Genomic DNA, 19,861 nt, shown 5'->3' with positions numbered 1-19,861 from the left:
GCTCGCGTCATGTCGCGGTGCGCGCGGTCGACAGTCGGCCGAGACCGGCCGCCGCCGCCAGCGCAGCGAGCCCCAGCAGGCCGAGCAGCGCCAGCGCATTCACCATCAGGACATCGAGCAGGACGGAAGGCGCGAAGGCAGAGGCGGAGGCCGGCAGCACTAACGCCGCGGCGAGCAGGACGAGCTGATAAGCGGCGAAGGCGGCCGCGAAGGCAATCGCCGTCCCGAATACCGGGCCAGTGCCCAGCGGCTCGCGCCCGACCGCCTTTGCCGCCGCGAGTGCGGCAAGAGCAGCGATGCCGATCGCGCCGCCCCAGGCGACACTGTCGGCCGTGCGCGGATAGTCGAGCAGGCCGTAGCCGATCGCCTGGTTGGCGAGCCAAGTCGCCAGCACGACGAGACCCGCATCGCGCCGCGTCATCGTGCGGGCGGCGATGGTCGCCACGGCGGCGAATGGCGTCGCGCAGGCGAAGACGAGGCTGAAACCCGCACTCGCGACCGCCAGCAATACGATCCAGAAACCACGCCGCGCCGTGTCGGCAAGGAAGCCCGGATCGAGCCGGGGAGATGAGATGTGCACCATGACAAGTCTCCATCGTTGAGGATCAGAAAGTGGCCTTGACGCCGAAGAAGGCCTGGAAGTTGGGCGCCTTGAATCCCTCCGGCTCCTCGTACTGCTGATCGAGGAGGTTCTCGGCGCGGGCGAACAGCTCGACGCCCTTGCGCACGGTCCAGCCCGCAGTGGCGCGCAACAGCGCATAGGGCGAGGGCTGCACGATCGCGCCCGTCACGACGTCGTAGTCGTTGCGGCCTGAGACCTGCAGCAGTTCGAGGCCGAAGCGCACGCCCTCCAGCGGCCGCAGATCGGCACGGGCGCCGAACACGCTGGTCGGACGACGCACCAGCGGCTGGCCGGTGCCGGAGTCGATGGCGTGTGTGAAGGTGTAGTTCAGGATCACATCGACCCAGCGATAGGGGCTGAGCTGCAGGAACGTCTCGATGCCATCGCTCTGCGCGTTGGCGATGTTCTGCAGGCCCGTGTAGGGCGGCGGACACTGGATCAGGTTGCTGAAGCTGTTGAAGAAGTAGGTGACGCCCGCCTTCACCTTGCGCTCGAACATCCCCTGCTCCACGCCGAGCTCGTAGCCGCGGCTGTATTCCGGCTGCAGGTTGGGATTGCCGGCGCAGAAGAAGCCCGAGCCATAGAGCTCGAACAACGCCGGCGCCTTGAAGGCGGTGCCGTAGGAGGCCTTGAAGCGCGTGTCGGTCGGCTCGGCGAGATAGGTGGTGCCGATGCGCCAAGTCGAGACGGTGCCGAACTGGCTGTGCGTGTCGATGCGGCCGCCCAGCGACACGGTGAGCGTGTCGAACACGGTCGCGCGTCCCTGGCCGTAGAAGCCGGTCTGCGTCGCCGCGCCCCAGCTCCCGCTGTTGTCGGCGTCGGAATAGAGCCAGGAACGGTCGTAGTCGACGCCGGCCAGCAGGTTGAGATTGTCGGAGATCACGAACTCGTTCTTGACGTCAGCCTGCAGGCGGCGGCCGTTGTAATAGGCCTCCTGCGTCAGCGGGAACGGGTTCTGCACGCTCGGCAGATCGAGATCGTGACGCTGGATGTTGTTGAAGCCGATGCCGACCGTGGGCTTCCAGCGCCCGTCGAGGAAGCTGCCGTCGAATTGCAGCCGGTTGAAGAGCTGCTGCGTCCATTCGTTGGCGTTGGGATCGTAGAAGGTGATCTGGTCGTACTTGAGCTGGGTGTCGATGTAGCGGTTGAACAGCGTGAGCTGGGCGTTGTCGCCCAGATCGACGCCGAGCCGCGACGCCAGCGTGATGTTGCGGTAGGGATCGTTGCCGATGAAGCCGCCCTGGGCCGGCCAGAAGCGCGGCGACACCACCGGCTCGCCCGGCGCATACAGCCCGACGGCGGAGATGTTGTAGTTGAAGCGGCCGTCGCTGCCGCGCAGGAACCCGCCCGACGTGGTCTGCAGGCGCGTGCCGAGTTCGGTGAAGGCGGCGCCGTTCATCGGTCCGCTGCCGGGCTTGGTCACCATGTTGATGACGCCGCCCATCGCCGCCGAGCCGTAGAGCGTGCTCATGGGTCCGCGCACCACCTCGATGCGGTCGAGGTTCTCGGTCATGAAATGGGCGAAGTCTATGGCGCCGGTGGCGGTCGAGGGATCCATGACATTCATGCCGTCGATCAGCGTCAGCGTCTGGCTGGCATTGGCACCGCGCACGAACACCGCAGTCTGCGATCCCGGTCCGCCCGACTGCTGCACCGAGACGCCGGGCACGTAGCGCAGCACGTCGGGAACGGTGCGCAGCTGCCGCTCCTCGATCTCCTTGCCGGTGACGACCGTGACGGTGCCGGTGACCTTGTCGCGCGGCGTCTCCTCGCGGTCCGCCGTCACCACCGTGTCGGGCAGGATCGGCGCCGTCTCGGTCTGCGCCGCGGCCATTCGCGCCAGCGCCAGCAGGACGGATGCCACCAGGACGGATGATAGAACGACAAGCGGAATCGAACGGATCGACGTCATGTGACGGTCCCCCACAGCAGCCCACGCAAATGCGCGTCACCGCTCGGTTGACCGTCCCGCTGGTACTACCCGCCCATCGGAAGAGCGACGCTATCGCCGGCAGGTCTTCTGGCTTGCAGGTCCTCGCTTGCGCCTGTCTTCCCGGACCGAAGCCCAGTGACGTCGTTGGCGCGCGCTCGCTGCTTACAGCTGCGGGTGCAGCTGCCGATTGGCCCTCGGGCGTTCGCCCTCGGACGGCACGGCATTCCCTGTTCGCCTCCGGTTAAGGAGGACCGTCGATGGGTGAATCGTTACGAAGGAAAGACGCCGCGGTCAATAGCGCGCGTCGCGGATCTCACTTCACCGACGACTGCCATGCCTCGATGGCCGGAAAACGATGGATGAAGTTCAGGATATTGAGCGTGAGGTTGTCGTGCACCAGCCAGCCGACGGCGATCTCCATCACCAACGCCAGCGCCACCGTCACGCGCCACGGCAGCAGATAGGCGAGCGTGAAGCCGGTCATCATCGACACGGTATCCATCAGCGAGTTGAGGATGCTGTCGCCGACATAGCCGCGCGCCAGTGCCTGCTGGCGATAGGCCTCGATCACCCACGGCGTGTTCTCGGCGATCTCCCACGCCGCCTCGATGCCGACGGCGACCGCCAGCCGCGTCAGCACCGGCGTGCGCGCCGAGACGAGATGCAGCAGGCCGTAGAACAGGAAGCCATGGACGATGTGCGAGAAGGTGTACCAGTCGGTGATCTGCTGGGACATCTCGTCCGACCAGATGTCGCCGACCCACAGACGGATCGTGCCGCAGGCGCAGATCCACAGCCGTCCCATGCCGTACAGCACCGATGCCTGCACCAGCATGAGGGCGAGGATGGCGAACGCCGCCGGACGCCACGATACGCGCGCCCGTCTCGGGCGAATCTCGGACAAGGTCATGGATCGATTGCCTCCGCTTCGCCCGCCGTCACTCGATCACGTCGTCGGCCAGCGCCAGAACCGACGGCGGGATGGTGACGCCGAGCGCCCGCGCCGCCTTCAGGTTGATGATGAAGTCGAACTTGGTCGGCTGCTCGACCGGCAGCTCGGCGGGATTGGCGCCCTTCAGGATACGATCGACGAGCATCGCCGTGCGGCGATAGCGATCGCCCTGGTTGGTGCCGTACAGCATCAGGGCGCCTTCATCGAGATATTCGCGCAGCCCGCTCATGGTCGGCAGGCGCAGCCGGTCGACCTCGGCCATCACCTGCTTGCGCAGGCTGACGGCGAGCGGATCCTCGAGCACGAACAGGCTGGTCGCCCCGGCCGCGACCAGCGCCTCCAGGCGCGCCGCGCTGAAATCCGCCGGCTTGCGGACCTCGAGAAGAACGAGCCGGATGCCGTCCTTCTCCGCGCCCGCCTGCAATTCCTTGAGCGCCAGCAGCGCATAGGGCGTGTCGGGATTGTAGAGCACGCCGATCGCCCGCTGGTTCGGCACCGCCATCTCCAGCAGTTGAAGCTGCTTGCTCTTGAACTCCGCCGACTGGCCGCTCAGCCCCGTGACGTTGCCGCCGGGCCGGGCCAGGGTCTGCACCAGGCCGGCGCCGACCGGATCGCCGGCGGTGGAGAAGACGATCGGGATGGTCGACGTCGCGGCCCGCAGCGCCTTCGGCGCCAGCGTGCCCCAGCCCGCCACGAGGACGTCGGGATGCAGACGCACCAGCTCCTCGGCCAAAGCCGGCAGCCGCACCGGATCGCCGGCGGCCGAGCGATAATCGAAAGCGAGCGTCTTGCCCTCGGCATAGCCGAGTGCCCGCAACGGCTCGAGCAGCAGTGCCGCCGTCTCGCTGGGCTCCAGGGTGAGGAAGCCGACGCGATAGACGCGTGCTTGCGCAGATGCCACCCGCGGCAGCACCGCCGCCGCAACTCCCAAACCCAAGACCTCGCGTCGCCTCATCCCGTCCCTCGCGCGCGGCAGAATGACCCGACTTCAGCCCCCAACGCAAACGAAGCCTCACCAGCCGCGTCTCCTCAGGATGAGGTCGGAGGTTGGTGTCGCCCGACCGCTCGCGGGAGCGCGCCACTCCAGTGGCGCTCATGCATCGTCGAGGCGGCAAGACCGCCCCCGCGCATAGCGCCAACCGTCTTCTTCCAATCGATCACGCGCACGGCCTAGGGCGCGCAAGCCGCTGCCCGGCGCTCGAGCAGCGCCCGTTCGCGGGCGTTGCCGGCGAGCGCGGCGGCGGCCGTAAAGGCTGCTTGGGCCTCTGCCAGGCGGCCCAGGCGTTGCAGGAGATCGCCGCGCACACTCGGCAACAGGTGGTAGCCCTTCAATGCTGGGAAGTCCGCCAGTGCCTCCACGATCTCGAGACCCGCGGCAGGCCCCGCGACCATCGCCACGGCGACGGCGCGGTTGAGTTCGACCACCGGCGAGTTGGTCAGGGCCGATAGCTGCGCGTAAAGGCCGGCGATGCTCCGCCAGTCGGTGCTCTCCGGGGCCGGCGCACGCGCGTGGCAGGCGGCGATGGCGGCCTGCAACGTAAAGAACCCCGTTCCTCCGCCCAGTTTTCGCGCCCGGGCCAGCGCATCGAGGCCGCGGCGGATCTGAAGCGCGTCCCACAGGCGGCGGTCCTGATCCATCAAGAGGATGGGCTCGCCGTCGGGCCCGGTGCGGGCCGCATTGCGCGACGCGTTCAGTTCCATCAGGGCCATCAGACCATGCACTTCGGGCTGATCCGGCGCGAGGGCCGTCAGCACCCGGCCCAGGCGACGGGCTTCGTCACAAAGTTGAGGCCGCAGCCAGTCGTCGCCACGCGCGGCGGTGTAGCCCTCGTTGAAGATCACGTAGACGACCTCCAGCACCGTCGGCAGACGCCGGTTGCGTTCTTCGCCCTGCGGCGTCTCATAGGACAGGCCAGAGTCCGACAGGAGGCGCTTGGCGCGGACGATACGCTGAGCGACGGTCGCCTCCGACAGCAAAAATGCGCGGGCGATCTCTTCGGTCGTCAGGCCGCAGACCATGCGCAGCGCCAAGGCCACCCGGGACTCACGCGACAGCCGCGGATGGCAGGCGGTGAAGATCAGCCGCAGCATCTCGTCGCCGATATCGTCATCGAGGGGTGAATCGAGATCGGGCATGGCGTTCTGCTCAATTTCCAGCGCCGCCGCGATCATCCCATGCTGGCGGGCAAGCATCGGTACGCGCCGCAGATGGTCCAAGGCTCGGCTCCTGGCGGCGGCCATCAGCCAGGCGCCCGGCCGTTCGGGCACGCCTGTTTCGGGCCACCGCTCCAGCGCGGCGACGAGGGCATCCTGTGTCAGCTCCTCCGCCAGGGGCACGTCGCGCAGCATCCGGGCAAGGCTGGTGATCAGCCTGGGCTGCTCGATCCGCCAGGCGGCGAGAATGGCACGATGGACGTCACCCTGCGCCACGCTGGACGGCTCCCTCAGGCGCCCCGGGTCATCGAGCCGGCGATCGCGCGGACCTCACAAGTCCCTTCCCACCCGGGCATGAAGTCCGTGTGCAAGCGCATGAATTCCCGGGCGGAAGCGAGGGCCTCGGCCGGACCGGGCAGATCGAAGATCGCATAGCCGCCGATCATCTCCTTGGCCTCGATGAAGGGACCGTCGAGCACCTTCAACTCGCCCTTCTCGATCGAGACCTGGCAGCCCATGGCGAGCGGCATGAGCCCGCCGTCGTCGAGCATGCGGCCCGCCTCGATCTCGCGCCGGGCCATCTTGTGCATGGCTTCGATCAATGCAGGGGGCGGCTCAGCCTGCTGGTTGGATTTGACGATGAACATGTAGCGCATGGCGGATACTCCTTCGATGGGCGGCGACGCCCTCGCCGCCTGACTACCCCGTCAAACAGTTCGACGAACGAACCTGGGCTGGATCGACAGAGCCTTCAAAAAAATTTTACTCGCGGCCTCGGCACTCTCGCATGCACTGACGGACGCCGGCCAATCAAGGTCTTGGGGAGATTAAGCCTAAAGCCGGGCACAAGGCATGGCCACTCCAGTGGCGCTCATCCTTGTGAAATGGGCCCGGGTGGGCGTGCTTCCGTTATTTTTGGCGCGCTCACCAACGGACCCCACCCTGAGGAGGCGCGTAGTGCCGTCTCGAAGGGTGGCAGCGCAACCGCCGCTTCCGGGGATGAGCGGCGTCACGGCGATGGCGGGAACGGTGTCGTGATCGGCGAAAAGGGTTTCAGCTGCGCGGAGACCTCGCCGTTCAGCGTGATGTCGTAGGCATCGACGGCGAGGATTTGGCCGGACGCCGGATCGAGCCGGGCGAAGTCGATCCAATAGACGTTCGGGCTGTTGACCGGCATCACGTAGTAGACCTTGTGCGTGAGGTCGACGATCGTAGCCCAGCGCGTCGGCCAGGTATCCGTCGATTCACCGCCCGAGGTGTTGATCGCGCCGAACGGCACGGCGACGTTGCTGATGACGCCGGCGAGATGGCCCACCGCCTCGCGCAGGTCCGCCGGCTTCGGCAGCGTCTTGAGATATGACGAGGCGCGCACGAAGCGACTCGCGGGATCGATGTCGCCGGGCATCGCGAGTGTGCCGCCGAACAGCTTGTAGCGCTTGAGGTTGGCGAGTTGCTCGTCGAGCGTCGGCTCGTTGGTCATCACGGTGACGTCCTTGCCATGATGGACGACCAGCCGACCGCCGACGAATTCGAGCACCGCACTGTCGCCCGACGCATCCTCGAGCGCGAGATGCACCGGCCATTCGCGTCCCAGGGCCTTGGCCGAGACGATGCGCACCGCCTTCAGCCCTTCCAGCGCCTCGGCGACGGTGGCGTAGTTGTCGAGGGCGTATTGTCCCCACTGCAGATTGGAAACGCCCGGCCGCGCGTCGGCGGGTTCGTACTCCGTCCCGTGCAGGTAAAGGATATGGGCGGCGAGGCCGGCCTCATTCATGCCGTCGCCGGAGCCGGCATCGAAGGCGGTCAGCACGGCGCTGGCATATTTCGAGGTCCAGGTCGCGGCATTGGCGTCGCTCACGCCGCGGCGGGCGATGCCGCGCGGCAGATAGACGAGGCGCGGCTTCTCGTCGACATAGAGGTCCCAGGTGCGGGCCGCCAAAATCGCCTGTCCGTTGGTGTTCCACAGGATCAGGCTGCACGCCTCGGCGATCGGCCACGCCGCCAGGAAGGCCGCGGCGGCGGTGGCAATGCCGACTGCCGCGGAAACGATCTTCGCCCTCAACTCGCACTCCCCGGAAGCTTCGCCGCATCGAACATCGGTCGAGGCCTCACCGGGACGCATTGATCCCCGTCAAGGCGATGAGGGCAGTCCCTCAACCGGCGCGTATCACTTCTTTGCCGTAGACCTCGGGGATCTTGGCGTCCTGGTCGGCGGGCGAGAACAGTTCCCATTCGATGCCGTTGACGTCGTGCGTCGAGGAGAAGCCGCTGGCGGCGTCGTCCTCGAAGCCGAGATGGCGCAGCTGTCCGGCGCGCTCGGGCATCTGGTTGATCGAGAAGTTGAGTTGGTCGGTGCGGAACAGCGCGTACTTGCGCGGCACGACGGCGGTCGGCTCGACGCCGAGACGGCGGCTGTAGTCGGCGATCGAGTCCTGCAGGTCGGCGACGGCGAGCGCGATATGGAAACGGCGCATGGCTCCTCCTTGCGAATGGATACGACGCAGGAAGCCAAACCGGATAAGCTGGTACAAGTGAGGAGTTTATCCTGGTATCGAAATCACCACCCAGCGGCCGCGCGGCCGGTCCGATCATCCGCTCCATCGCCGCCCAGCGCCGCGAGCTGGGCGATTTCCTGCGGGCCCAACGCGCGCGCCTGTCGCCGTCGGGGCTCGGCCTGCCGGCCGGCCCGCGCCGCCGCACGCCCGGGCTGCGGCGCGAGGAGGTGGCGCAGCAATGCGGCATGAGCGTCACCTGGTACACCTGGCTGGAACAGGGCCGCGATGTCTCCGCCTCGCCGCAGGCGCTGGCCGCCCTGGCCGTCGCGCTGCATCTCAGCCCGGCCGAGCGCCGCTATCTGTTCGAACTCGCCGGCAAGCGCGATCCCGCCGCCGCACCGGGCGAGCCGGCGGAGACGATGGATGTACCCGCGGCGCTGGCCGAGGCGGTCAACGCGATCAAGCCGCCGGCCTATCTGCTCGACCGACTGTGGAACGCGCGCGCCTGGAACAACGCCGCGCAGCGCCTGTTCGTGGGCTGGCTCGACCGCGGCGACGACCGCAACCTGCTGCGCTACATCTTTCTCAATCCGGTCTCGCGCACCGTCATTCCCGACTGGAGCCGCCGCGCGCGCCGCGTGCTGGCCGAGTTCCGGGCCGAATCCGGTCCTCACATCGACGATCCGGCGCTGGTCGCCCTGGTCGAGGACCTGCGCCAGCGCAGCGCCCTGTTCGCGCGCTGCTGGCGCGAGCACGAGGTGGTCGAGCGGCTGGGCGGCGAGCGCAGCTTCGATCATCCCCGCAGCGGAAGGCTGGCCTACGAGCAGATCGCCTTCACCGTCGCCAGCCGCATCGACTCCAAGCTGGTGATGCTGTTGCCGCGCGGCCGCAGCCGCCGCTGAAGCCCACCGCGCAACCCCGGCCGCGCGTGCCGGCTGTTCAGGCCGCGGCGTAGTTCGACGGGAACAGGGCGCGCCGCGTCTCCTCGTCGAACTCCTTCTTGAAGGCATGCTCCTTGCCCACCGCACGCGCCCGGGCGACGGCCGGTCGCGCCTCGATCGCCTTGAACCAGCGCGCGATGTTGGGGAAGGACTGCAGCGGATCGCCCTCGCTCTTCAGCACCCGCCCGGCGCGATCGATCCAGCCCCAGGCCGACATGTCGGCGATGGCGTAGCTGTCGCCGACGATGAAGGCGCGGCCGGCGAGATGATCGTCGAGCACCTTGTAATGACGCTCGGCCTCGCGCCGATAGCGATTGCGCGCGTAATCCAGGCCCTCCGGCGCGATGTATTGGAAGTGCACTGCCTGCCCCGAGAAAGGGCCGAGGCCGGTGGCGATGAAGAACAGCCATGACAGCAGTTCCGGCCGGTCCTGCGGCGCGCCCACGAACTTGCCGGTCTTGTCGCCGAGATAGAGCAAGATCGCGTTGGAATCGAACACCCGCGCCTCGCGGCCGCCCGGGCCGTCCGTGTCGACGATGGCCGGCACCTTGCCGTTCGGGTTGATGGCGCGGAAAGCAGGCTTGTGCTGCTCGCCCTTGCCGGTATCGACGGCAATCGTCTCGTAGGGCAGGCCGGCTTCCTCGAGGAACAATGCCACTTTGGCGGGATTCGGTGTCGGATGGAAATAGAAGCGGATCATGCGATTTCTCCCGTGATGGAGAGGGCCGGATGGAAACGAAGTCCCTGCCTGACGGACTCAATCACGATTCTGGATCGTTCGATACAGAATAATTCGCACAAGATCAGCGTCGCATACACATGAACGATCGGCTCAATTTCTCATTCTGGAACATTCGCTTCAGAATCGGATAGGCCGTCGTCGCGCTTCATGGTAGCGCTGCCGGCCCATGGTCGATGCGACGTCCGATACCGAGGGCAGCGAGCGACGGCGCTGGGGCCTGGTCTCCGGAGCGACGATGGCGCTGGGCGCCTCGGTGTCCTTCGCCGCCGCACGGGCCGCGCTGGTCGGCGGCCTGCAGGCGACCGACCTGATCTTCGCCCGCTACGTCGTCGCGGGACTTGTCATGCTGCCGCTGCTGCTGCGCTTCGGCGTGCGCGATCTGGCCGGCATCGGGCTTGGCCGCGGACTCGTGCTCGCGGTCCTGGGCGGCGCGCCCTTCGCGTTGCTACAGACCGGCGGCTACGGCTTCGCGCCGCTCGCGCACGGCGCCGTCATCGCGCCCGCCACCGTCACCATCGTCAGCACCATCGGCGCGGCACTCCTGCTGCGCGAGCGGCTGTCGTCCAACCACCTCGCCGGCGCGGCCATCGTCCTCGCCGGCATCGTGCTGATCGGCTGGGACGGCATCGCCCAGCCGGCGGGCGAGCGCGCCTGGCTGGGCGACCTCCTCTTCTTCCTGTCCAGCGTGCTGTGGGCGGGCTTCACCCTGCTGCTGCGGCTGTGGCGCTTGTCCGCCTTGCGTGCGACCGCCGTCGTCGCCGTGCTGTCGGCGCTGGCAACCACGCCCGCCTATCTGCTGTGGGCCGGCCCCGCGCACCTGCTCGCCCTGCCGCTCGGCACGCTGATCCCGCAGGGCCTGATCCAGGGCGGGGTGCAGGGCGCGCTCACCATGTATGCCTATGGCCAGGCGGTGGTGCTGCTGGGCGTCAGTCGCGCGGTGCTGTTCCCCGCGCTCGTGCCGGCGATCTCGGTGCTGCTCGGCATCCCCATTGTCGGCGAGATCCCCGGCCCACTGCAGATCCTGGGCCTTGCCCTCGTGACGCTCGGCCTGCTGACGACGATCGGTCTCGGCGGTCTCCTGCGGCCACGCCGGCGCCCCCGCCGGCGTTCGTGAACGGAATCGACTTCGCGGCCGGCGCATGACCGACTTCTAATTGCAACACGGCGCACACCATGCCGCATCCTGGAAACACCGGAACGCCTGTCGCCCTTTGAGACATCCCCATGATCGGTCTGCTAACGTCACGCGACACGCATATGGGGAAAGCCGGTAGTCGTTCGATGATCGTTCGGTTTATGCATTTGCAGAGGGGGAGTGCCCGTCGGGCATCGTTCATCGCCCTCACCGCCACGCTGCTCGCGACGAGCGCGACGGCGCAGACCCTCCTTCCCGGAAATTTCCTCTCGGTGGGACCGGCGCCGACCTTCGGCGACGCCAACATCGCCCAGAGCCGCGATGCCCCGCCCAGCAACGGCTCGCTCTCGGGCGCGGTGCAGGCCATCCTGACCAATCCCACCAACGCGAACTCGATCATCGTCGGCGCGACCAATGGCGGCATCTGGACCACCCAGAATGGCGGCCAGACCTGGAACACCACGACAAGCAGCCTGCCGTCGCTGTCGATCGCCAGCCTCGCCTACAACTCGAGCAGTTCGCAGATCGTCTATGCCGGCATCGGCAATACCGACAACGGCAGCATTGGCGACAGGCGCAGCGGGGCCCTCACGGGCATTGCCGTCAGCAGCGACGGCGGCAGTTCGTGGAGCACCCTGACGGCGCCGCTCGGCACCATGGCCGACAAGAGCGTGGTCAGCGTCGCCGGCTACGGCACCGGCGCCAGCACGACCATCCTGGCGGCGACCTACGAGCCGAACAGCGCCTCGACCGCCACCGGCGCCAACAATTACGGTTTGTACAAGAGCGTCAACGGCGGCACCTTCACCCTCGTCAACGACGGCAGCGGCACCACGCCGAGGGGTGCGGCCACCTCGCTGGTGGGGCAAGGCACGACGAGCAATCCCTATTATGTCGTCATCACCGCCGACACGCCCGGCCAGAGCGGCGTGTTCCGCAGCACCAACGGCGGCAGCACGTGGCAGCCTGTCCTGTCGCTGGCCGACAACCAGGCCGGACGGCTGGCCATCGCGCCGAACGGGGCGGTCGCTGTCGCCGTGTTCGATCCGCGGCAGAAATCCCCGACCGTGACGACGGGCGGGCAGATCGTCGGCCTCAGCTATTCGGCGACAGGGGCGAGCGGAAGCTGGACCGCGATCTCGAACTTCCCGCAAGTCAATTCCGGCGCCCAGGCCAACACCAATCTCACGATCGCCATCGACCCCAACAACACCAATATCGTCTATCTCGCCGGCGATGCGCTCGCGAACGCCGTCACCATCTCAGCCTATCGCCTGACCATCCAGGGACAAAGCGGTACGGCGATCGTCTCGCAGATCACCGACGCCGGCACCTCGGACAATTCGACCATCCATGCCGACTCCCGGGCCATTGCCTTCGACGCCCTGGGACGCCTGCTGATGGCCAGCGACGGGGGCATCTATGCCCGGACCAATCCGCAGAGCAGCGCCGGCGGCTGGAGCGGGCTGAATGGCAATCTGTCCCTGCGCGAGGCCTATGTGATCGCCTACGATTCGATCAGCAAGCGCCTGGCCGTGGCGGCGCAGGATACCGGCGTCGCCTTGCAGAACACGACCGGCGCCACCGTCTATTCGCCGGTGAACGGCGGCGACGGCTTCGTCGCGGCGGTCAACGACCATACCTACGCCTCCCAGGGCGAAAGCATCCTCTACACCTCGTCGCAGGGCCTCGGGGGATTGCGCCGGATCATCATGAACAGCCAGGGCATGGCCAGCTCGGACCTGGCCGTCGACCCGTCGGCCGGCAACCCGGGCTGGAACTTCGTCAACAAGCCGACATCGGCCCCGACCGCCACGGATTTCACGAACGAGATCGACACCGACCCGAACAACAACCAGCTGCCGATGGCCACCCGCTTCGTGCTCAATCGCATCGATCCGACCAAGATCGCGATCGGCAGCAACTACCTCTATGTGACGACCGACGACCTCGTCACCAAGGCCATCAATGGCGACACGAGCGTCTGCAGCGGCACGACGACCACGGTGTGCAACATCCTGACCAATGTCAGCGGCCTGTCGACCTTGAACGGTGCGGTGACCGCCGTCGCCTACGGCGCATCCGGCAACGAGAACGCCCTGCTGGCCGGCACCGACGGCACCGCCAACAACCGCCTCTATTACAGCGGCACGGCGGCAGCGAATTCGCTGGCAGTGAAAAGCGCCTATGCCGGCGGCGCACCGACCTCCCTGCTGTTCGGCGTGAATTCGTCCGTCTTCTACGTCGCCGACGGCAACAACCTGTGGAGCTCCATCAACGGCGGCACCAGCTTCACCGACCTCACGTCGAACCTTTCCAGCGTCGCCAACAACCTCTCGGTCGGCTCGCCCATGGCGCTGGAATTCCTCAACACCACGAATAACGTCAAGGCGCTGCTGGTCGGTGGCCTCTTCACGGGCGCCGCCGGTGCGTCGCGGACGCCGATCGCCGTGGCGATGAGCGACAACAGCGGCAACCTGAGCGGCTGGAGCCCGTTCGGCATCAACCTGCCGAACACCTTCGTCAGCTACCTGACCTACAACACCAGCGCCGACGTGCTGGCCGCCAGCCTCTACGGCCGCGGCATCTGGCTGGTCTACGACGTCACCAGCTATTTCTCGAGCGCGACCGAGCTGTGGTTCGGCAAGGCCGACAACGATTCGACGCCAGTCGCCTCGCAGCTCGGCGGCAGCCGGCCGCTGATCAAGTTCGGCACCGGCACGCTCACCATCAACGTCGACACCGCCTATACCGGCACCACCACCATCAAGAACGGCACGCTGCTGGCCAATGCCTCGATGGCGAGCTCGAGCTCGATGATGGTCGAGGAGCCGGCGACGGTGCGCGGCATCGGCATCCTGCCCCAGACCACGATCGCCGGCACGCTGCGGCCCGGCAACAACGCCATCGGCACGATCACGGTGAACAAGGGCCTGACCTTCAACGCCGGCAGCACCTATGCGGTCGACGTCTCGCCGCAGGTGGCCTCGAGCACCAACGTGGTGGCGGCCGGCGGCACCGGCGCGGCCGAGTTGAACGGGACGGTGCAGGCGATCCTGCAGCCGGGCAACTACGTGCCCAGCCGGACCTTCACCATCCTCAATGCGGTCGGCGGCCTCAACGGATCGGAATTCGCCAACGTCACCAGCAACTTCCCGTTCCTGGGTGCCTCGCTCTCCTACGACGCCAGCAACGCCTATCTCACCATCGCGCCGGGCGGCTTCGCGAGCGGCGGCCAGACCGCCAACCAGGTCGCGGTCGGGTCGGCGCTCGATCGCGGGGTCGCGGGCGCCAGCGGCGACTATGCCACCGTCATCGGCGCACTCAGCCTGATGTCCTCGAGCCAGGCCCCGGCGGCGTTCGATGCCATCAGCGGCGTGAACTATGCCGGCTTCGCCACGCTGGCGGTGCGCGGCGCCCAGCTCTTCATGAACAACTTCGCCCAGCAGATCGGCGGCAGCCAGACCGTGGGCGGCGGCGGCGGCAGCGGCAGCGCCGGCAACAATGGCGGCAGCGGCGGCCGCATCGCCCTGGCCGAGGCCTGCGACGCGAGCTGCGATATTCCCGCCGCGCCGCGCTGGGGCGTGTGGGGCGGCGGCGTCGGCGCCACCGGCGCGCTGGCCGGATCCGCCACCACCTACGGCACCAACTTCAGCATCGGCGGCTTCTCGGGCGGCCTCGACTATCGCTTCGACCCGCAATTCCTGGCCGGCGTCACCGTGGGCTACACCAACGCCTCGCAATACACGCAGGGCCTGGCGGGCTCAGGCAACAGCAACACGGTGCAGCTCGGCCTCTACAGCACGCTGAGCTACGACCCGTTCTACCTCGATCTGCTCGCAGGCTATGCGCGCAGCGCCAACACGCAGGTCCGGCAGATCAGCATCCCCGGCCTCGCCACCCGCACCGCCAACGGCCAGACCACGCTCGACCAGTTCTTCGGCCAGGTCGAGGTCGGCCGGCGCATCGATCTCGGCGGCCAGGCCGAGAGCTTCGTCACGCCGTTCGCGCGTCTGCAGGGCTCGACAGCGACATCGGCCGCCTTCAGTGAATGGGGCGCGCAGTCGCTCGACCTCAACGTCGCGGCACAGACCACCAACTCGCTGCGCACGATCCTCGGCGCCCAGCTCGGCGGCAAGCTCGATGCCGGCGGGCAGGGCAAGCTGGCGCTGGTCCTCCGGGCCGGCTGGAGCCACGAATACGCCAGCACGAACCAGCCGGTGACGGCGAGCTTCGCCGGCGCGCCGGTGGTGCCCTTCACCGTGCAGGGCGCGTCGGCGCCGCGCGACGGCGTCGTCGTCGGCCTCGCCGCCACCACCGCCCTCACCGACTCGACCAGCCTCTATGCCCGCTACGACGGCGACCTCGCCGGCGGCAACACCAGCCACGTCTTCTCCGCCGGCGTCAGGTACGTATGGTGAAGAGGGCGTTGCTCGATATTGTCGCTAGCTAAATATTTCATCAGGCCTGTTGGATGAGGCGAAGTGCTGCAACCACCGCGCCCCGCGGATGCGTGAGTGCATGGGGAGTGCCGCGACCGCACTGTCACCGCACCCTGCGGGGGACTGCGGGGACTGGCTACGGTGTTGGTGAGGGGCCGACATGAAGAGATGACGGAACGGTGCCCCTTGCCTTCGCCCCCCGGAGCCTTTCCTGCTTCGCCGGCACCACGGAACGACACGGCCTCCGGCAGGGCGATTCCGCCCCCAACGGAAAGGCTCTAGCGGTCGGGACCCTGGAAGTTCGGGATATGCGTCTCGAACACCTGTTCCAGGGAACGGCGTCGCTCCTGCGGCACGCCCCGCGCGAGCTGCCGCGAGGCGACGATGCGGGGTATTCCAAACGTCCCGGTCAGATCGTTGAGCAACGCTTCCAGTTTGCCCCAACCGGTGGGCGAACCCTGCTGCTCCCACCAGCGGCAGGCAACGGCTTGCGGAAGCAGAAGATAGGCCGCGAACGCATTGGCGCGGGTTTCGACCGTGCGCGCCACGCGTTGTCTCACGGCATCGACAAGCGCGGGCCACTCGCTTTCATCGAGCAGGAGATGACCGATCTCATGCGACCACGTGAACCGGAGCGAGCGCTCCAGGTCGTCGGCGCCCGCGCCCTGGCGACGCGTGTTGAGGTTCAGGAGGATCGCCGGGCCATGGGACGGTCCGGCACTGGCGATCCCGTCCAGACGTCTGTCGGGAATGGTCTGTCTCCGCACGAAAATGCCCAGCCTCTCCGAGAGAGCCTGCAGATCGACCGCCTGATCGGCCGATTGATCGAGCCACCCGCGAACATAGTCCGCCGCGCGGATGCCCTGGTCGAGCGGACGATCGATTCCCCGAAGAGCCCGTCGGATATTTATCCGCAGCTTCGCAAGCCCTGTCGCATTCCCATCGGGGATGGATCGGATTTCGCGCAACACCTCGACCAGACTGGCGGGGCCGAGCGGTCCCGAACTGCGGGCGGCGGCAAGGATCGGGTTGGTGTTGTCGTTGGCGACATCGGAGAGGGAGCGGTTTGCGACCGCCTCGGTCAGCATCGTACCCAGCCCGTGCGTCCGCTCGACCTCCTCGCGCGGTATCCCGCTGATGAGGGCGGCCGTCGCCAGCGGGTCGATCCGATCGCGTCGCTCCCACCGGTCGATCGCACGCCGGGCCGTGTCGTCGTTTCTGCGCTTCAGACTTTCGGCCGCAAGCGCACCAAGACGATTCAACTCGGCAACGAATTGGCCGAACGCGATATCCTCGTGCACCTGTCCGTTGGCCTCGAGCCGGACACGATCGATCTGCCGCAGGACGAAGCAGGGTTTCAACCCGGCGCCGTGCTTCATCTGGCTGAAGTCATGCTGATACAGAAACTCGTCCAGCAGCGCGGCTTCTCTTCCGGCATCGGGCGAATCGTCGCCCAGGCGCTCCCAACGCTCTTCGGCCGCCCGCAGCAGACCGGTAACGGACCGCGGCTCGTCGTCGGGTTCGAACGCGACAGGCCAGGATTGAGCCAGCAGAAGAGATGCCCACGCGTCCGCAAGGTAGGAAAGCACGTCTTCAGGATCGAACTCGGACGCGCCGTCGTCCTGCTCCGGATGCGGCCATACGACTTCGTCGTCGATGAGCACGGCCATGCGGACACCGCCGGCCCGGGTCTCCTCAAGTTCGAAGGCGAACGTCATAGGTCCGGCGGACCTCCTACCGTGATATGGCTCTTGACCCAGGCGTCGAATGCTTTTTCGCATCCATCCTGCCGGGCCAACGCGCGAAGAGCGGCGATCAGGCGGCTACCCATCCTGCCAGTATAGGGATAGCCATGATAGCTGTCGCCTGGGTTGGTCGTCTGCGCCGTATAGATCGTCCCGTCCCGATCGACAACATAGAGACGCTTGGGAAAAGCCTCGCTATAGGGCGGCCGCGTGATATGGGGAATCGCCCTGTCGAGCAACGCCTGCCGGCGGTCGGCCGGGAAGCCGGCCGGACATTTGCCCACCGCCTCACCCCGTCCCGATCGGACGATCTCGGGCCGCCCCGTCGAACCGACATGCTTTCTGCGATTTTCGCCGCGCTCGTATCGGCGATGACGAACCAACTTCTCTGCCAAGCAAGGCCTTATCGAATTGTATGACCGCACGATATGCGACCGAACGACAATGCTACCGGCGCGCGAAGACATCGAGCCGAAGCGTGAGAACGACCTCCTATCAAAAACTATCCCCTCGCGGCCGGCAGAGCAATGCACCGCCACCTCGGCCGCGAGACGATCACCCGTCACCCCGGCTCCCGCGAGGGACTGCGAGACGGGCTGCGTGTTAGGGCTGCGGAGGCAGGACAGGTAGGCTCCTGGATTTTCCGCGTCTGGAGATCGCGCGCGGCCGCGTCTCCAGGCATCTGATTTCCCTTGCGGAATTCCCCGCTGCAAGCATTCCCGTCGCCGACGACGGACACGATGGCTCAGCTTCCGGAACGAGCGGGTGGGCCATCAGCGACGCCATCGGCAGCGTCATGCAGATGCCAGAGGCCCTGCCATCCCGAGGCGAAGTCTAGGGGTCTCTCGCCGGTCCGTAGATGGCCGGAATCGTCGATCCGTGCGCGGCGGGTTTATGGTGGGGGCCGAACACATCCCAAGAGAAGCACGATCTACCGCCGCGCCATGACCTTGTTCGTTGCTTTATGTCCGATTGCCGCGCCCCGGCAACCGTTTTCTCCTCCGTTTATAAACGGTGAAAACGGTGAAGAGCGATCGCGACGGAAACCCGTGGGAACTGTAATCATCGAGACGCGGGCGGCGGGTCTATGATGTCCGTCGATGCTGCCGCGAAAGACGACGGCCGTCGCTGGACGTTGCTGTCCGTCGCGGCCCCGCCCGTTCCCGCGTCACCCCGGCCCCCGTTAAATTTCCGTTTATTTAACGGGAGGAGGATCAGAGAAGCCCGCGAGCCGGCGTCTCACACCCGGCGCATCAGGTAGGTGTCCATGATCCAGCCCTTGGCGGCGCGGGCGGCGGCGCGGCGGCGGTTGATCTCGGCCACCACCTCCTTGAGGCGGCCGGCGATCAGGATCTCGTCTTGCGTGCCGAGATAGGCGCCCCAGTAGATCTCGACGTCCTGGTCGGCGAAGCGGTTGTAGGTCTCCTCGCCGTCCAGCATCACCACGACGCTGTCGGCCGCCTCGGGCCAGCCTTCGGCGAGGCGCCGGCCGGTGGTGATGTGCACCGACTGGCCGATGCGGTTGAGGGTGATGCGATGGCGCGCCGCCAGCACCTGGATGGCGCTGATGCCGGGGATCACCTCGATCTCGAGACCGTTGCGCGCGGCGATCGCCTCGACGTTGCGGATGGTGGAGTCGTAGAGCGCCGGATCGCCCCAGGCGAGGATGCCGCCGCACTGGCCCTCGCCCAGCTCGCCCACGATCATGCGCTCGAACGCGGCCTGCTTGTCGCGGTTGAGATCGTCGACGCAGGCAAGATAGTCGGCCGGCGTCCGCTCGCGCGGCGGGCTCGGCGCCTCGACCACGCGATGCGGCCGACCGGTGGCGAAGCGCTGCAGGATCTCGTGGCGCAGCGCCACCATGTCCCGCTTCACCGCGCCCTTCTCCAGCACGAAGAACACGTCGACGCGGTTCAGCGCCTCGATCGCCTCGAGGGTGACGTGGCGCGGGTCGCCGGGACCGATGCCGATGATCAGGATCTTCTTCATGGCGCCGCTTCTAGCGCCGCGCGAGCTGGCGGAGAAGGTCGGCGGTGCCGAGCTTGAGCTGCAGGACCATCTCGCCGCACATTGCCGTCCCGTCGGGCTGGCCGAGGGCGGCCCGGAAGGCGTCGATGCAGAGCCGGACGCGCAACGCCATGCCCTGGATCGCCGGTCCGAACGGGCCGGCGTCCTGCCCGAACGGCGGACGCTCCCGCACCAGCAGCGCATCGAGCTCCGGATACGACCCGACCGGGACGCCGCGCTCGGCGCTTTCGTGGCTCGCGATCCAGCCGGCGATCGCGCGCGCGGCCTGTCCGAGGGCGCGGCGGCGGCGCGCGATCGCAAGACGCCACGCCAGCACGGCCGCCCCCGCTGCCACGACGATGGCGGCGAGCAACAGTTGGATCGTCATGGGCACCGACTCATCGCCGCTGCGGCCTCGCAAAACGCCGAGCCAATTCTCGTCGGTCCCTGTTTGCCGTATCGCCTCGGGGCTGTCGAGCGCCTCAGCGATCCTGGCGATGGACCATCCGGCGATAGCTTGCCGTGGCGACCGCAAGGCCGATGGTGAGCGCCAGGAATCCTGCCGCCCACAGAAGATAGCCGACGCTTTCGAGTGTTGCCTGACTGGACATGATGTTGTTCCCGAACCGCTTGCTGCGTTACGCGCCGGACCAACGGCGCTTGCCGCAACACGGTTGCCCACCTGCGGCAACG

Annotated in this window: 17 protein-coding genes and 1 riboswitch; of the genes, 3 read left to right on the top strand and 14 right to left on the bottom strand. The window is 67.3% G+C overall.

What is annotated here, in order from left to right:
* Positions 1–7 precede the first annotated feature (7 nt).
* The 8 genes from B5D62_RS24610 to B5D62_RS24575 all read right to left on the bottom strand — a co-directional run bounded on the left by B5D62_RS24610 (position 8) and on the right by B5D62_RS24575 (position 8,135).
* Positions 8–583 (bottom strand): hypothetical protein, encoded by a 576-nt coding sequence (locus B5D62_RS24610; RefSeq protein ID WP_218191291.1) that lies wholly within the window; start codon positions 581–583, stop codon positions 8–10.
* A 22-nt stretch (positions 584–605) separates the two neighbouring features.
* Positions 606–2,534, bottom strand: a complete 1,929-nt coding sequence (locus tag B5D62_RS24605; protein ID WP_085936701.1) for a TonB-dependent receptor plug domain-containing protein — start codon at positions 2,532–2,534, stop codon at positions 606–608.
* An 81-nt stretch (positions 2,535–2,615) separates the two neighbouring features.
* Positions 2,616–2,826: riboswitch (cobalamin riboswitch) on the bottom strand.
* Between the two features lie 42 nt (positions 2,827–2,868).
* Entirely contained in the window at positions 2,869–3,465 is a 597-nt protein-coding gene (locus B5D62_RS24600; RefSeq protein ID WP_085936700.1) for a DUF2585 family protein, read from the bottom strand.
* Between the two features lie 28 nt (positions 3,466–3,493).
* Complete coding sequence (locus tag B5D62_RS24595; RefSeq protein WP_085936699.1) at positions 3,494–4,462, bottom strand: ABC transporter substrate-binding protein; 969 nt, start codon at positions 4,460–4,462, stop codon at positions 3,494–3,496.
* Positions 4,463–4,677: 215 nt separating this feature from the next.
* Positions 4,678–5,937, bottom strand: a complete 1,260-nt coding sequence (locus B5D62_RS24590; RefSeq protein ID WP_139374073.1) for an RNA polymerase sigma factor — start codon at positions 5,935–5,937, stop codon at positions 4,678–4,680.
* A 14-nt stretch (positions 5,938–5,951) separates the two neighbouring features.
* Positions 5,952–6,317 carry a YciI family protein gene (locus B5D62_RS24585; protein WP_085936698.1) on the bottom strand — a complete coding sequence of 122 codons (366 nt, stop codon included), beginning with the start codon at positions 6,315–6,317 and terminating at the stop codon, positions 5,952–5,954.
* Positions 6,318–6,670: 353 nt separating this feature from the next.
* Entirely contained in the window at positions 6,671–7,723 is a 1,053-nt protein-coding gene (locus B5D62_RS24580; RefSeq protein ID WP_170921113.1) for a linear amide C-N hydrolase, read from the bottom strand.
* Between the two features lie 91 nt (positions 7,724–7,814).
* Positions 7,815–8,135 carry a VOC family protein gene (locus B5D62_RS24575; protein WP_085936696.1) on the bottom strand — a complete coding sequence of 107 codons (321 nt, stop codon included), beginning with the start codon at positions 8,133–8,135 and terminating at the stop codon, positions 7,815–7,817.
* Positions 8,136–8,206: 71 nt separating this feature from the next.
* Between B5D62_RS24575 and B5D62_RS24570 the strand changes: the two genes are divergently transcribed.
* Positions 8,207–9,058, top strand: coding sequence for a helix-turn-helix transcriptional regulator (locus tag B5D62_RS24570; protein WP_085936695.1), 852 nt, complete (start codon positions 8,207–8,209; stop codon positions 9,056–9,058).
* 37 nt (positions 9,059–9,095) lie between these two features.
* Here B5D62_RS24570 and B5D62_RS24565 read toward each other — a convergent pair whose 3' ends face one another.
* On the bottom strand, positions 9,096–9,797 hold the full coding sequence (locus B5D62_RS24565; RefSeq protein ID WP_085936694.1) for a glutathione S-transferase family protein: 702 nt from the start codon (positions 9,795–9,797) through the stop codon (positions 9,096–9,098).
* Between the two features lie 208 nt (positions 9,798–10,005).
* Here B5D62_RS24565 and B5D62_RS24560 point away from each other — a divergent pair, with 208 nt between their 5' ends.
* Together B5D62_RS24560 and B5D62_RS24555 are read left to right on the top strand one after the other, a co-directional pair.
* The gene (locus B5D62_RS24560; RefSeq protein WP_085936693.1) at positions 10,006–10,953 is read left to right on the top strand and encodes a DMT family transporter; all 948 of its coding nucleotides are present in this window, start codon (positions 10,006–10,008) and stop codon (positions 10,951–10,953) included.
* Positions 10,954–11,120: 167 nt separating this feature from the next.
* Positions 11,121–15,395, top strand: a complete 4,275-nt coding sequence (locus B5D62_RS24555; RefSeq protein ID WP_170921112.1) for an autotransporter domain-containing protein — start codon at positions 11,121–11,123, stop codon at positions 15,393–15,395.
* A 299-nt stretch (positions 15,396–15,694) separates the two neighbouring features.
* Here B5D62_RS24555 and B5D62_RS24550 read toward each other — a convergent pair whose 3' ends face one another.
* The 5 genes from B5D62_RS24550 to B5D62_RS34210 all read right to left on the bottom strand — a co-directional run bounded on the left by B5D62_RS24550 (position 15,695) and on the right by B5D62_RS34210 (position 19,779).
* Entirely contained in the window at positions 15,695–17,134 is a 1,440-nt protein-coding gene (locus B5D62_RS24550; protein ID WP_170921111.1) for an ImmA/IrrE family metallo-endopeptidase, read from the bottom strand.
* Positions 17,131–17,445: a hypothetical protein gene (locus tag B5D62_RS33075; protein ID WP_139374071.1), complete on the bottom strand. Its 315-nt coding sequence runs from the start codon at positions 17,443–17,445 to the stop codon at positions 17,131–17,133. Before B5D62_RS33075 ends, B5D62_RS24550 begins: the two co-directional genes overlap by 4 nt.
* Before the next feature lie 955 nt (positions 17,446–18,400).
* On the bottom strand, positions 18,401–19,150 hold the full coding sequence (cobF, locus tag B5D62_RS24545) for a precorrin-6A synthase (deacetylating) (protein WP_085936690.1): 750 nt from the start codon (positions 19,148–19,150) through the stop codon (positions 18,401–18,403).
* 10 nt (positions 19,151–19,160) lie between these two features.
* On the bottom strand, positions 19,161–19,556 hold the full coding sequence (locus B5D62_RS24540) for a hypothetical protein (RefSeq protein ID WP_085936689.1): 396 nt from the start codon (positions 19,554–19,556) through the stop codon (positions 19,161–19,163).
* Positions 19,557–19,650: 94 nt separating this feature from the next.
* The gene (locus tag B5D62_RS34210; protein ID WP_269435122.1) at positions 19,651–19,779 is read right to left on the bottom strand and encodes a hypothetical protein; all 129 of its coding nucleotides are present in this window, start codon (positions 19,777–19,779) and stop codon (positions 19,651–19,653) included.
* Between the last annotated feature and the right edge of the window lie 82 nt (positions 19,780–19,861).

The organism is Enhydrobacter aerosaccus (assembly GCF_900167455.1).
In the GTDB taxonomy this organism is placed as follows: Bacteria; Pseudomonadota; Alphaproteobacteria; order Reyranellales; family Reyranellaceae; genus Reyranella; species Reyranella aerosaccus.
The sequence above is the reverse complement of the archived record's forward strand: the minus strand, read 5'-3'. Positions and strand labels throughout refer to the sequence as shown.